14 protein-coding genes and 1 other RNA gene are annotated in these 13,727 nt (G+C 59.9%); 10 read left to right on the top strand and 5 right to left on the bottom strand.

Annotated features, from left to right (window positions below):
- The first annotated feature begins 1 nt into the window (after position 1).
- Both ASD54_RS12795 and ASD54_RS12790 read left to right on the top strand, forming a co-directional pair.
- The gene (locus ASD54_RS12795) at positions 2-865 is read left to right on the top strand and encodes a prephenate dehydratase (RefSeq protein WP_062554996.1); all 864 of its coding nucleotides are present in this window, start codon (positions 2-4) and stop codon (positions 863-865) included.
- Positions 866-875: 10 nt separating this feature from the next.
- The gene (locus ASD54_RS12790; protein WP_062554995.1) at positions 876-1,817 is read left to right on the top strand and encodes a DMT family transporter; all 942 of its coding nucleotides are present in this window, start codon (positions 876-878) and stop codon (positions 1,815-1,817) included.
- 16 nt (positions 1,818-1,833) lie between these two features.
- On the opposite strand, the gene nudC is transcribed toward ASD54_RS12790, so the two are convergent.
- Together nudC and ASD54_RS12780 are read right to left on the bottom strand one after the other, a co-directional pair.
- Positions 1,834-2,796 carry an NAD(+) diphosphatase gene (nudC, locus tag ASD54_RS12785; protein WP_062554994.1) on the bottom strand — a complete coding sequence of 321 codons (963 nt, stop codon included), beginning with the start codon at positions 2,794-2,796 and terminating at the stop codon, positions 1,834-1,836.
- Positions 2,793-3,203, bottom strand: coding sequence for an HIT family protein (locus ASD54_RS12780; protein ID WP_156379215.1), 411 nt, complete (start codon positions 3,201-3,203; stop codon positions 2,793-2,795). Before ASD54_RS12780 ends, nudC begins: the two co-directional genes overlap by 4 nt.
- 106 nt (positions 3,204-3,309) lie before the next feature.
- On the opposite strand from ASD54_RS12780, the gene ffs reads away from it, so the two are divergent.
- From ffs to ASD54_RS12765, 3 genes are all read left to right on the top strand, one after another.
- An RNA gene (gene ffs, locus ASD54_RS12775) (signal recognition particle sRNA small type) lies at positions 3,310-3,406 on the top strand.
- Between the two features lie 125 nt (positions 3,407-3,531).
- On the top strand, positions 3,532-5,412 hold the full coding sequence (locus ASD54_RS12770; RefSeq protein WP_062554992.1) for a DNA polymerase III subunit gamma/tau: 1,881 nt from the start codon (positions 3,532-3,534) through the stop codon (positions 5,410-5,412).
- A gap of 24 nt (positions 5,413-5,436) precedes the next feature.
- Entirely contained in the window at positions 5,437-5,760 is a 324-nt protein-coding gene (locus ASD54_RS12765) for a YbaB/EbfC family nucleoid-associated protein (RefSeq protein WP_062554991.1), read from the top strand.
- 33 nt (positions 5,761-5,793) lie between these two features.
- Here ASD54_RS12765 and ASD54_RS12760 read toward each other — a convergent pair whose 3' ends face one another.
- On the bottom strand, positions 5,794-6,414 hold the full coding sequence (locus ASD54_RS12760; RefSeq protein ID WP_062554990.1) for an MOSC domain-containing protein: 621 nt from the start codon (positions 6,412-6,414) through the stop codon (positions 5,794-5,796).
- Positions 6,415-6,470: 56 nt separating this feature from the next.
- Between ASD54_RS12760 and recR the strand changes: the two genes are divergently transcribed.
- Complete coding sequence (gene recR / locus ASD54_RS12755; RefSeq protein WP_062554989.1) at positions 6,471-7,076, top strand: recombination mediator RecR; 606 nt, start codon at positions 6,471-6,473, stop codon at positions 7,074-7,076.
- Between the two features lie 64 nt (positions 7,077-7,140).
- A complete protein-coding gene (locus ASD54_RS12750; RefSeq protein WP_244484761.1) occupies positions 7,141-8,334 on the top strand; it encodes a lytic murein transglycosylase in 1,194 nt (397 codons plus the stop codon).
- Position 8,335: 1 nt separating this feature from the next.
- Here ASD54_RS12750 and ASD54_RS12745 read toward each other — a convergent pair whose 3' ends face one another.
- Together ASD54_RS12745 and ASD54_RS12740 are read right to left on the bottom strand one after the other, a co-directional pair.
- Positions 8,336-8,791, bottom strand: coding sequence for a GNAT family N-acetyltransferase (locus ASD54_RS12745; RefSeq protein ID WP_062554987.1), 456 nt, complete (start codon positions 8,789-8,791; stop codon positions 8,336-8,338).
- A 27-nt stretch (positions 8,792-8,818) separates the two neighbouring features.
- Complete coding sequence (locus ASD54_RS12740) at positions 8,819-10,456, bottom strand: MFS transporter (protein ID WP_062555451.1); 1,638 nt, start codon at positions 10,454-10,456, stop codon at positions 8,819-8,821.
- A 247-nt stretch (positions 10,457-10,703) separates the two neighbouring features.
- Here ASD54_RS12740 and rimP point away from each other — a divergent pair, with 247 nt between their 5' ends.
- From rimP to ASD54_RS12725, 3 genes are all read left to right on the top strand, one after another.
- Entirely contained in the window at positions 10,704-11,291 is a 588-nt protein-coding gene (rimP, locus tag ASD54_RS12735) for a ribosome maturation factor RimP (RefSeq protein WP_062554986.1), read from the top strand.
- Positions 11,292-11,365: 74 nt separating this feature from the next.
- Entirely contained in the window at positions 11,366-12,988 is a 1,623-nt protein-coding gene (nusA, locus tag ASD54_RS12730) for a transcription termination factor NusA (protein ID WP_062554985.1), read from the top strand.
- Positions 12,985-13,671, top strand: a complete 687-nt coding sequence (locus tag ASD54_RS12725) for an RNA-binding protein (RefSeq protein ID WP_062554984.1) — start codon at positions 12,985-12,987, stop codon at positions 13,669-13,671. The genes nusA and ASD54_RS12725 overlap by 4 nt, the downstream gene beginning before the upstream one ends.
- Positions 13,672-13,727 lie beyond the last annotated feature (56 nt).

The raw sequence follows: 13,727 nt of genomic DNA, 5'->3' as shown, positions 1-13,727 counted from the left end.
GATGGTTCAGACCACCAATCGCATCGCCTTTCAGGGCGATTTCGGCGCCAACTCGGACATGGCCTGCCGGGACATGTTCCCGACAATGGAGCCCTTGCCGTGCCCGACCTTCGAAGATGCCTTCGTGGCTCTGGAAAGCGGCGATGCGGATCTCGCCATGATCCCGATCGAGAATACGCTGGCAGGCCGCGTTGCCGATATCCATCATCTCTTGCCGGAATCGCGCCTGCATATCGTCGGCGAATACTTCATGCCGATCCGCTTCCAGCTGATGGTTCTGCCCGGCGTGAAGCATGACGATATCCGCACCGTTCACAGCCATATCCATGCGCTCGGCCAGTGCCGCAAGATCATCCGCTCAAACGGCTGGAAGGCCGTCGTGGCAGGCGATACGGCGGGTGCTGCCAAGCTGGTTTCCGAACGGGGGGACCGCAGCATGGCGGCGCTGGCGCCACGGCTGGCAGCCAGCCTCTACGGTCTCGACATCCTGCAGGAAAACGTCGAGGACTCCGAACACAATGTCACGCGTTTCGTCGTCCTGTCCCGCGACGAACACTGGACGACACGCCGCGACGAGAAAGACGTTCTTGTCACAACCTTCGTGTTCAATGTCCGCAACATTCCGGCGGCACTCTACAAGGCGCTCGGTGGATTTGCCACCAACGGCATCAACATGACCAAGCTGGAAAGCTACCAGATTGGCGGCAAGTTCATCGCGACCCAGTTCTATGCGGATATCCAGGGGCACCCGGATGATGCACCGGTGCGCCGCGCGCTGGAGGAACTCCGGTTCTTTTCCGAGAAGGTTCGCATTCTCGGCGTCTATCGCGGGCATCCCATGCGCGGCACCCTGAACGCAGCGTGACGGTCGCGTCATGCTGCTTGGTCTGCTCGCCGGTCTGTTTACCTGTGCCGTCTGGGGGCTGACCTTTGTTGCCGCGCGGCTGGTGCACCCCTTCACGCTGTGGGATATCACGATAGCGCGCTATGCGATTTTCGGGCTGACCTGCCTGATATCGCTGGCGCATCCCTATTTCCGGCCGCGCAACATCGGGTGGCGGCACGCGCTCGCCGGCTCTGTGCTGGGCCTCATTGGCTATGTCGCCTATTTCGCGCTTGCATCGCAGGCTGTGCTGTGGGCCGGATCCGTCGTGCCGCCGCTGATCATCGGCATCACCCCCATCATGTTGCCAGTGATCGCCAATCTCATCGACAAATCGATTTCGTGGCGCAGGATCGGCCTGCCGCTCGTGATGATCGGCAGCGGGATCCTGATCGTCAACGCCGAGCATCTGAACGGGCTGGACGTCGAGGGTCGGCAGATGATGGCCGCCGGTATCGGCTGCGCCGTGGCGGCCCTTCTGGTCTGGGTCGTCTATGGCATTTTCAATGCAAAGGTCATGCGCTCAGAAAATCCACCGCGCGCCATCGACTGGACGACACTGCATGGTATCGGCTGCCTGATCGGTGCAGGGATGCTGATCCCCCTAGCCTCCAATGCTTATGTCACTGCACCAGCCGAAGCGGTAACGCGTTTCTTCCTCTGGGCCATCGTGCTTGGCATTGCCGCTTCATGGCTTGCCACGTGGTGCTGGAGCATCGCATCCAGCCGCCTGCCGCTCGCTTTGACGGCGCAACTCATCATTGCCGAAACAGTTTTCGGCCTCATCTTCGGGCTGATGATGGATGGGCGATGGCCTACGATAACCGAGAGCCTGGGTGCCCTTCTGCAGATCCTTGGCGTCTCGCTGGCGGTGCACCAGTTTACACGTCGCAAGCCCAAAGCGGTGGAGGACGAGGTGATGGCGGTTCACTGACCGTCATCGGCCTCCCTTATCTTTGCCATTCCACCCAATCGCGCATCAGCCGGTGAGCGATCGCCCCGCGTGGTGGACTGAACGGCCCCTCTCCGGAAGGATCGGCGTCCAGCATGGTGGCGATCTCGTCCCGCGTAAACCAGCGACAATCTGCCAACTCCTGCTCATCACGGTTGATGTCCCGGTCGAGCGCCTCGGCATAACAGCCGATCATGAGAGAATGCGGCATGGGCCATGGCTGGGAGGCATGGTAGCGAACGCGGCCTGTGCGGATGCCGGCTTCCTCGAAGGTTTCGCGGCGAACGGCATCTTCGATGGTCTCACCCGGCTCTACGAAGCCGGCGAGCGTCGAATACATTCCCGGGGCAAAATGATGCCCGCGACCCAGCAGCACCAGATCGCGCTCGATGTCGACCGTCAACATGATGACAACCGGATCGGTGCGTGGAAACATCATATGTCCGCAGTTCGGACAGCTGCGCTTGTAGCCGCCCTGCTGGCTGACCGTCTTCGTTCCGCATTTGCCACAGAACAGGTTGGCCCCGTTCCAGTGCACCAGACTGATGCCCTGTGCGATGATGCCAAGCGTTTCCTCATCCAGCAGACCGTCCCGGAAGGCGCTTCGGCCATCCGTCAATCGGAAACGTGCTTCAAGCTCTTCCATGGGAGTGCGAATCGGCATGGCGATGCGTGGCGCTCCATCGACCGTGTAGCCCAGGAGAACGGCATTGTCCTCGTCCGACCCCAGGTCAGCGATCTCGTCACGCGAAAAGAACGCGCCTGGAACCGGCTCCTCCCGCTTGAGGACGACCTTGCCGCCAGCAATGACCAGAAGCGTCTGCCCTGGAACACCCAGCGCCGGCTCCAGGCAATCGTCGGTACGATGTTCGGCGTCCCGATTCAGGCGGTTTCCGGAAAATGCGGTCAGCTTGCTTGGCTCATCGTGCGGCGCACGAGTTTCAAAAATGGAAAGTGTCATGATGCGAGGGCTTCATTCAGATTGGTCAGAAAGTTTTGTTTGGCATCGTCGGCCCAAGGCGTGGCGGAGCCATGACCCCAGATCGGACCGGGCCAGTTGGGATCACCTTCGTGCCTGGCAACAATGTGGACGTGAAGCTGCGAAACGATGTTGCCGAGAGCACCCACATTGATCTTGCGAGCCTTCGTCACCGTCTTCAAGGCTTCTGCAACCAGATTGGTCTCGAAGGTCAGCATCGTCTGATCAAGCGGCGTCAGTTCAAAGATCTCGGTCTTATCCGCCCGCTGTGGAATCAGCATCAACCAAGGCCAGCGGCTGTCTTTCAGCAAACGCAACTGGCAGAGGCCAAGCGTGGTGACGAGTTCAGAATCCTTTTCCAGTCGGGCGTCCAGCACAAATCGATTCACGTGGCTCTCCTGCATCGATAATCTTGCTAGCAGTTTTTTCAGGGCTTGGCTCGCATTTGGTTTGGGGGCTTGCATTTGGTTTGGGAAACGACGATATGTGGCCTCGGGAGGTTGGTGGTGGACGAGCCACTCGCCAACCGGGTCAGGTCCGGAAGGAAGCAGCCCTAACGAGCCCGGCACGGGTCGCCGTGCCAGCCTCCCACCTAATCTATCTCACGGTCAGTGTTCGGCCAGCTTCCCGCTGATGTCCGATCAATGAACTGACCGGAGATGAATTGGCCCCACCAAGGCTTCTATCAGACTGGCGGTACAGGATGAGTGACACCTGATGAGTGATGCGGGCCTGACGAATTCCCCCCAAGCCACCTACCGCGTTCTGGCGCGAAAATATCGCCCGAAGGATTTCTCCGACCTGATGGTCGGCCAGGAGCCCATGGTACGAACGCTGACCAACGCGTTCGAGACCGGCCGGATTGCCCAGGCCTATATGCTGACGGGTGTTCGTGGCGTGGGCAAAACCACGACAGCGCGCATTCTGGCGCGAGCCCTGAATTACAAGACCGCTGACATCGATAAGCCGACCATCGACCTGCGCGTTCCGGGCGAGCATTGTCAGGCTATCATGGAAGGCCGCCATGTCGATGTGATCGAGATGGATGCTGCCTCCCATACCGGCATCGACGATATTCGCGAGATCATCGAGCAGGTGCGCTACCGCCCGGTATCGGCGCGCTACAAGGTCTATATCATCGACGAAGTGCATATGCTTTCGACGCAAGCCTTCAACGGTCTCTTGAAGACGCTGGAAGAGCCGCCAGAGCATGTAAAGTTCATTTTTGCGACGACGGAAATCCGCAAGGTCCCGATCACGGTTCTCTCGCGCTGCCAGCGCTTCGACCTGCGCCGCATCAGTGCCGCTGATCTCGTCGGCCTGTTCTCGACCATTCTCGGCAAGGAAGCGATCGCGTTCGAGCCGGAAGCGCTTGCGATGATTGCCCGCGCTGCGGAAGGTTCCGCCCGTGACGGCCTTTCTCTGCTCGATCAGGCGATTGCCCATGGTGGCGGTTCCGTTCAGGTGGAAACCGTGCGTGGCATGCTGGGGCTCGCCGACCGGGCGCGTATCGTCGACCTCTTCGAGCACATTGTTCGTGGTGACGTGACGGCAGCGTTGGAGGAGTTTACTGCCCAGTACGAAGCGGGCGCCAACCCGGTCGTGGTGCTGACCGATCTTGCCGATTTCACCCATCTGGTAACCCGGATCAAATATATTCCGGCAGCCGCCGACGATGCTTCGTTGAGCGAAGTGGAGCGCGTTCGCGGTGCCGAGTTTTCCGCAGCCGTTGCCGTCACCACATTGTCTCGCATGTGGCAGATGCTGCTCAAAGGCATACCCGAAACGGAAAACTCGTCTCGTCCGGCAGGTGCTGCCGAAATGGTACTCATCCGGCTTGCCCATGCGGCGAACCTTCCTTCGCCGGAGGATGCGGCGAGACGCGTGACCGAGCTTCTGGCTTCGGGCAATGCTGGCGCTGCATCCGCGCCAAGCGGTTCCGGTGGCGGCGCCCGGGCCAGCCTTGGCGGTTCTGCCTCCATGTCTGCGGCACCGGCCGCCCGCGCAATCGAAACACCGCAGGCCCGCACCACGGCTGGACAACCGGTGGCACGACTTCAGGCCGTTCCCTCCAGCAGCGCTGAGCCCTCCCCGGTCGGGCGCGTGGAAACCAGGCCGCAAGAAAATGCGCAGCCTCAGCCGAAGGTGGATGTCCGATCGCTCGCCGATATCTCCGACCTCTGCACAGCGAACCGGGAGCCGATCCTGCGGGCACGCGTGCGCCAATCCGTTCATCTGGTCAAACTGGAACCGGGTCGGCTTGAGATTCGCCTGGAGCCGGATGCGCCGAAATCCATTGCCAGTGATCTGGCATCCAAGCTGAAAGAATGGACCGGCATTACCTGGTGGGTAACGCTATCCAATGAGCGCGGCGAACCGACGCTGGCCGAGGCGGAAGCGCAGATCAAGGAACAGCACAAGACGGATGCACGAGCCGATCCGGATGTCGCGGCCATTCTCGCTCAGTTTCCGGGCGCCAGGATCATTGACGTTCGCATCAAGGTGCCGGTTGAGGACGAGTTGGAAGAGGCTCAACCTCCGGCGATAATCGAAACAGACGAAGGCGACATTCTGCCGGGTGACGACCTCGACATCTGACAACGACAAGAGAAGGACAAGACGATGCGCGACATCATGGGCATGATGGGCAAGGTCAAGGAAATGCAGGCCAAGATGGAAAAGATGCAGGCGGAAATCGCCGCTCTTGAGGTCGAGGGCAAGGCGGGTGGCGGCCTTGTGACTGTTGTTCTGAACGGCAAGGGCGAGTTGCGCAGCCTCAAGATCGACCCGTCGCTGTTCAAGGAAGACGAGGTCGAGATTCTTGAAGACCTTATCGTTGCCGCACACAAGGATGCAAAGGACAAGAGCGAGGCGCAGGCGCAGGAAAAGATGGCCGCCGTGACGGCTGGTCTGCCGCTGCCTCCCGGCATGAAGCTGCCGTTCTGATCTCCGACGAAGGGTCGCAGATGCGGCCCTTTTTTATACCAGATCCCTGATTTTTGCCTGGAGATCTTCATGCAGCGGAACGCTCAGGTAGCGGGTTCGCTGCTCGATGCTGAGCCGCTTTGGCTGAAAGATCATGAGTTCGGCAATCCTGACGCGCTCGCCCCGATAGGGGTGAAATTCGACGTCTTCACCGGCTGCAAGAACCCCTGTCTGGATCACGCGGCAATAAATGCCGGGTCGCGCCGCCGCTGTATAGCGCTTGGCAATTTTCGGATCATTCATATGCGCCGTGAACGTGTTGCAGGGAACGCGCGGTGATGTGGCTTCCAGAATGACGCCACCTGCCAGGTGGAAGCGGTCGCCCACACAGACATCGCGATTCTCAAGGCCATCAATGACCAGATTTTCGCCAAAGGTTCCCGGTGGCAGATTCCTTTGCAGTTCCTGCTCCCACCAGCGGAGCGTCTCGCTGCCTTCCAGATAGACCGCCTGTTCGTGGCCCCCGTGATATTTGCCGTTGCAGATCGAATCACCCACCAGCCCGTTCTCGTCCACATGGACTGGATAGCCCACCGGCTGCTTGTTGATGCCGCTCTTGTAGCTCTTGCCCGGTAGTTTTTCCGGCTTGCCGAGACAGACGGCGCTGACTTTCATGAGAGATACCTCAATGTGAGATTCCGTTAACGGTGCTTATCGTCTAAAAGCGCCTCATGGCAAAACGTGTTACCGGTCCCGAAATCGAAAAACTCATTCAACTGCTGGCGAAGGTGCCGGGGCTTGGCCCCCGCTCCGCACGTAGGGCGGCGCTGCATCTCATCAAGAAGCGCGAGCAATTGATGGGCCCGCTCTCTCACGCGCTGGGCGAGGCCTATGACAAGGTGAAGGTCTGCTCCCGCTGCGGCAATGTGGATACAAGCGACCCTTGCACCGTCTGTACCGACGACCGTCGCGATCAATCCGTCATCATCGTCGTGGAGGACGTATCGGACCTTTGGGCGCTTGAGCGGGCAGCCGCCATGAACGCCGCCTATCATGTGCTGGGTGGAACGCTTTCGCCGCTCGATGGCGTGGGGCCTGACGATCTCAACATCAAGAGCCTTGTCGACCGCGTGAGCGAAGGTGGCATTCGCGAGATCATTCTGGCCGTCAATGCGACCGTGGAAGGTCAGGCAACCGCCCATTTCATAACGGACCGCCTGTCAGACCTGCCCGTGAAAATCACGCGGCTGGCCCATGGCGTGCCCGTGGGTGGGGAACTGGATTACCTGGACGAGGGTACGCTGACGGCAGCGTTACGTGCACGAACGGCGATTTGAGGAGGCGTGGATGATCCGGAAACTTGGTACACTTTGCCTCTCATTGATGGCACTCGGCCTTCCCATGCCTGCGCTGGCGGCTCCCTCCAAGGCCGAGGTTGAGCAGCAATTTCGCCAATGGCTTAGCCGGGACATCACGCCGGAAGCAAAGAAGGCCGGCGTTTCCGCCTCCACGATCGATGCGGCGCTGAAAGGCGTTTCATTGAAATGGGATCTGCCGGACCTTGTTCCACCGGGCACCACGCCGCCGAAGGAACAGGATCAAACCCAGGCCGAATTTTCCTCACCCGGCGCCTATTTTTCCGAGCAACGCATGCAAGGCCTGGCCATGACCGGGCGTTCGCTGGCGCAGACGCATGCTGCGACCTTGCGCAAGGTAGAACAGACCTATGGTGTACCGGGGTCGATCATTCTTGCGATATGGGGTCGTGAATCCGGATATGGACGTGCGAAACTGCCCTTTGCGGCGCTGGATGTGCTGGCAACAAAGGCTTTCATGTCCACCCGCAAGGACATGTTCCGCACCGAGTTGATCGACGCTTTGCGCATTATCCAGCACGGCGACATCACGCCGGAGCGTATGCGGGGTTCCTGGGCCGGCGCATTGGGCCAGCCGCAGTTCATGCCCTCGAGTTACGCAAAGTATGCGGTTGATTTCGACGGCGACGGCAAGGCGGATATCTGGGATTCCGTGCCGGATACACTCGCCTCCATCGCACACTATCTGGTGCTGAAGGGCTGGCAGCGCGACCGCGACTGGGGCTTCGAGGTGACGATCCCGGCTCAGGTTTCCTGTGCGCAGGAGGGGCCGGATCTCGCCAAGCTGATTTCGCAATGGGCTTCGCTCGGAATTTCCCGTGTCAACGGCAAAGGCTTTCCGGCACATGAGGCAAAGGTAGATGGCATGATGCTGGTGCCTGCCGGTCGCAATGGCCCGGAATTCATCGTGACGCCGAACTTCTACGTGCTGAAGGAGTATAACAACTCCGATCTCTATGCGCTCTTCATCGGCAATCTCTCGGACCGTATCGCTTTCGGAGCAGGTCCGTTTCAGGCAGGCTGGAAGCCCACGGGGAAGATGCTGCGTTCCGATGTGCTGGCCATGCAGAAAAGCTTGCAGGCGAAAGGTTATGACGTGGGCAAGGCCGATGGACTGGCAGGTTTCAAGACCCGCCGCTCGATTGGCGACTGGCAGGCGAAGAACGGGATGGCGCCCACCTGCTTTCCCGATAAGAACCTCAAGGCGAAGCTGAGATAAGTCAGAGCGTTAATTTGAAGCCCACGTGGCTTTTCTCGAAGCCTAGGCTTTCATAAAAGCGATGGGCGTCCTCCCGGCGATTATCGGAGGTCAATTGAACGGCGCCGCAGCCGCGCTTGCGGCACTCTCCGATGGCCCAGCGAATCATCTCCCGCCCGACGCCCTTGCCACGCTGGCTTGCCGCCACCCGAACGCTTTCGATCTGGCCGCGCCAGAGGCCAAGGCGGGAAAGCCCAGGCAGAAAGCTGATCTGCAGGCATCCTACGACATCGCCTGAGCCATCGACCGCGACTGCCAGCATTTGGTTTGGATCAGCCTGAATGGCATGGAATGCATCGACATACCGTCGGTCGACCGGATCTGACACCACTTCACGGGTCCGGCCCAGAGCGTCATCGGCAAGCATGGCGACGATGGCGGTAAGGTCTGTCTCTTCGGCTCTGCGATATTCGGTCATGCGGGTTTTCCGGATGTTGCGACAAGGTCAATGAAGGTCGAGCGCCGATTTGTGGAAGACATCCTCACGGGCGTGATCGGGAGGTATGGCCTGCCGCTCCAGCATGCGATGGACGCGTGGACCGTCCGGCCCCGCGTGGAGCGCCCGGATCTGCGTCCAGATTTCCGCATCCGCCTTGGTGCGACGCTGATTATGACGCACATAATCCGCCCAGGTGGCCGTGTGATAGGTTTCAGTCCAGATATCGGGGTTTTCCAAGTCCCGCATCAGGGCCCACTGGCGCGCACCGTCACGAATACGGATACGGCGTCGCTCGGACATCAGCGCCAGGAAGGCAGGCACGTTTTCTTCGCGCACCGTGTAGTCAACGAGCAGAACGATCGGGCCGCTTCTTGGCTGGAGATCAAGCCGAAGCGAGGGTTCGCGAAAAGTATTGGCCGGATCGAGGTTCAGGGCCTCCATGGATGGAAGCGCGAAACGCCAGCCGAACAGTGCGCCGAAAACCATCGCAAGGCTGGCAATCATCAGTGAGGTTGAGACGCCATAGGTTTCCGCCAGCATGCCCCAGAGCCAGCTGCCCAGGGCGATTCCGCCGAAGGTCGCTGTCTGGTAAAAGGAAAGTGCGCGCCCGACCACCCAGCGCGGTGTCGACAGTTGCACCGTTGTATTGAACAGCGAAAGCGCCAGAACCCAGCACGCCCCAGGGATCGTAAGGATTGCACAGGTCAGGAGCGTGGAGGATGAGAGCGCAGCGGTTACAGCGCTCACCCCGAAGCCGGTGAAAGCGATGCGGACGATGATCTCCGTCGAAAATGTTTCGCGAATGCGCGCATTCAAAAGGGCGCCGATCACGGCACCTACGCCAAAGGCACCGAGCATCAGACCGTAAGTCAGCGGACCACCCACGACAAGATCGCGCGCGACCAGCGGCAGCAGCGCCAGAATGGCGCTGGCGGAGACGCCGAAGAGGAGGCTGCGAAACAGGACATTGATGAGCTTCGGAGACATGGCCACGTAGCCAAAGCCCGCCGAAAGCGCCCTCCCCAGCGTCTCGCGCGGAAGCCGGTTGTCCGGTGTTTCGGGCTTCCAGCGCGACAGGGCAAAGATCAGGGAGATGTAGCTCATGGCATTGACGGCGAAGGCCGCGGCCGCTCCGAAAGAGGCCACGATAATGCCGCCGATGGCAGGGCCGACACTGCGGGTGATATTGAAGCCGACGCTGTTCAAGGAGACCGCGGCAGGAAGGACCGGACGCGGGACGAGATCCCCGACGGAGGCCTGCCAGGATGGATTGTTGAGCGCCGTTCCGCAGCCGATGAGGAAGGTGAAGGCCAGCAGCAGCCAGGGTGTCAGAAGATCCACCCAGGCAAACACTGCCAGAAAAACCGAGACAATGAGCATGAACCCCTGCGCGGAGATCATGATCGCCCGACGGTCGAAATTGTCCGCCAGCGCCCCGGCAATCAGGGAAAACAGCATGATCGGCAGAGCCTGCGAGGCTTGAACAAGCGCCACCATGTTTTCCGAACTGGAGATCGCCGTCATCATCCAGGCGGCACCGACCGCTTGCACCAGACCGCCGAAATTGGAAACGACGCTTGCGAGCCAGATTTCACGGAAGGTCTGGTGACGGAAGGGCGCAAAGGATGAGATGCGCTCGGGCACGTTGAACCTCATGCTGATTTGTTTATGCTGACTAACTTAGCGTGCTGGCCACCTCTAACAAGCGCAAATCGAGAGGCTTTGGCGGCTCTGACCGCAACCCTTGCATTCACGGGGCTTAAGCGGTATAGAGAGTTCAAATTCTTGATCGTCAGATGAAGAGTGGGGCCGCACCGGACCCGCTCTTTTTTGTTAGGCGGTCGATGCACGCGACGTTCTCGCCCTTGTGCGAGCAAAGCCGGAAGACCATATGCAGGAAAACCAGAAGGAACCGCGTCTCATCGTCGAGACGGGCCTCGATCTCAGGATCGCCGAAATCATTGAACCCACTCTCGACGCGATGGATTTTCGTCTTGTGCGGGTGCGTTTGCTGAACCTCAACGGTTTGACCCTTCAGGTCATGTGCGAGCGCAACGACGGTACGATGACCGTTGAAGACTGCGAGCAGGTTTCGATGGCGATTTCTCCGGTTCTCGATGTGGAAGATCCCGTCGATAAGGCGTATCATCTGGAAGTATCGTCGCCCGGAATCGACCGGCCCATGGTTCGCAAGTCTGATTTTGCCCGTTGGTCCGGTCATATCGTGAAATGCGAGACCTCCATCCTGCTGGATAACCGCAAGCGTTTTCGCGGCAAGATTACCGAGGCAGACGATGAAGGCTTCACGCTGGAGCGCGACCAGATCGGCTACGGGGAAGAGCCCCGCCTGCGTGTTCCGTTCACAGCCCTGGCGGAAGCCAAGCTGATCCTGACGGATGATCTGATCCGCGACGCCCTGCGCGCCGACAAACTGGCCAAGGCGGAAGCCGCGAACCAGAACGACGCTGACGAAGAGTAAGACAACACGTTTCAAGACCTTCACCCTCCTCGGGTTGGGGCACAGACAAAATCGATCGACGGAGACTGACGACAATGGCAGTGAGTGCGAACCGGCTTGAACTTCTGCAAATCGCAGATGCAGTGGCGCGCGAAAAGGTCATCGACCGCGAAATCGTGCTGGCCGCTATGGCCGATGCTATCCAGAAGGCCGCTCGTTCGCGTTACGGCACGGAAAGCAATATCCGCGCGGACATCAATTCCAAGACGGGCGAGATCCGCCTTCAGCGCCTGCTGGAAGTCGTGGAACATGCGGAAGACTACACGACCCAGATTCCGCTCGCTCTGGCCCGTGACCGCAACGTCGACGCCAAGATCGGCGACTTCATTGCCGATCCGCTGCCACCGATGGATTTCGGCCGTATCGCTGCACAGTCTGCCAAGCAGGTTATCGTGCAGAAGGTTCGTGAAGCCGAGCGCGATCGCCAGTATGACGAATTCAAGGATCGTGTCGGCGAAATCGTCAACGGAACGGTCAAGCGCGTCGAATACGGCAACGTCATCGTCGACCTTGGCCGTGGCGAAGGCATTATTCGCCGTGACGAGATGATCCCGCGCGAAAACATGCGCTATGGCGACCGCGTTCGTGCGTACGTGTATGACGTTCGCCGTGAACAGCGTGGCCCACAGATTTTCCTCTCGCGTACCCATCCGCAGTTCATGGTGAAGCTGTTCACCATGGAAGTGCCGGAAATCTACGATGGCATCATCCAGATCAAGTCGGTTGCTCGCGACCCGGGTTCTCGCGCCAAGATTGCCGTCATTTCAAACGACAGCTCGATCGATCCCGTCGGCGCCTGCGTTGGTATGCGCGGTAGCCGAGTTCAGGCGGTCGTCGGCGAACTTCAGGGCGAAAAGATCGATATCATTCCGTGGTCGGGCGATCCGGCTTCGTTCATCGTCAACGCACTGCAACCTGCGGAAGTGGCCAAGGTGGTTCTTGATGAAGATGCAGAGCGCATCGAAGTCGTGGTGCCGGACGAGCAGCTTTCGCTGGCCATCGGTCGTCGTGGCCAGAACGTTCGTCTTGCCTCGCAGCTGACGGGCTGGGATATCGACATCATGACGGAGCAGGAAGAATCCGAGCGCCGCCAGAAGGAATTCAACGAGCGCACGAACCTGTTCATGGATGCGCTCGACGTCGACGAAATGGTGGGTCAGGTTCTGGCGTCCGAAGGCTTTGCGCAGGTCGAGGAACTGGCTTACGTTGAACTTGGCGAAATCGCCTCTATCGACGGTTTCGACGAAGATACGGCCAACGAGATCCAGACGCGTGCTCGTGAATATCTCGACCGGATCGAAGCCGAAATGGATGCAAAACGCCGGGAACTCGGCGTATCCGACGAATTGCGCCAGATCGACGGCCTGACGGCAAAGATGCTCGTTGCGCTTGGCGAAGACGGTATCAAGACCGTAGAGGATTTCGCCGGTTGCGCTGCAGACGATCTGGTTGGCTGGTCCGAGCGCAAGGACGGTGAGACCAAGAAATTCGAAGGCCTCTTTTCAAAGTTCGACGTTTCCCGCGTGGAAGCGGAAAACATGGTCCTGCAGGCGCGCCTGGCTGCTGGCTGGATCACGCAGGAAGATCTGGCTCGCGAACAGGCTGCTCTTGAAGAAGAGGCCGTTGACGAGGAGGCGGACGCCGCTGCCGAACAATGATTGCGGCGGCTGACGCCCGTGATCACGCAGCGGATGAAGAGGAACTCGTGGTGAACGATCGTACCTGTATCGTGAGCCGCAAGACCTTCGACCCTCATGAACTGATCCGGTTCGTTGCCGGCCCGCAGGGGCAGGTTGTGCCGGATCTGAAGCGGCAATTACCCGGTCGTGGATGCTGGGTGAAGGCGGAACGGGATCTGGTGGAGCTCGCGATCAAACGCAAGCTCTTCGCCAGGGCTCTCAAGCGGGACGTGAAGGCCGAGCCCGATCTGGGCCTGATGGTCGAGCGCCTGCTGGTAACCGATCTGGTCGGGATGATGAGCATGGCTCGCAAGGCGGGACAGTTCATCTCCGGCGCGATGAAGGTGGATAATGCCGTGCGGACCGGCGAAGCGGTCGGCGTGTTTCACGCTGCCGATGCCGCCGCAGATGGCGTGCGAAAGATTGACCAGGCCCGCAAGGCCTGGAGGCTCGGAACGGATGCCGAGGAGGAGATTCCCTCCTTTCGGCTCTTCTCCGCAGCCGAAATGGACGAACTGATGGGCCAGAATGCTTTTATCCATGCCGCGGCGCTTGCCGGACAGGCGGGTGAAGGTGTAGTGAAGCGCGCAACCATGCTCGAAACGTACCGCAATGGCGGTCACTCCGGAGCAGATGGTGGCGCTGGCCGGTCAGACACATGACGCGGTCACCGGCTATTGCCGGCTGCCGCATTGGAAGACGTGTATTGAACGACAGG

The sequence above is a fragment of the Rhizobium sp. Root149 genome, from assembly GCF_001427345.1.
GTDB classification, from domain to species: domain Bacteria; phylum Pseudomonadota; class Alphaproteobacteria; order Rhizobiales; family Rhizobiaceae; genus Neorhizobium; species Neorhizobium rhizoryzae.
Note: the sequence above shows the minus strand (reverse complement) of the source record. Positions and strands in the feature narration are given on the sequence as shown.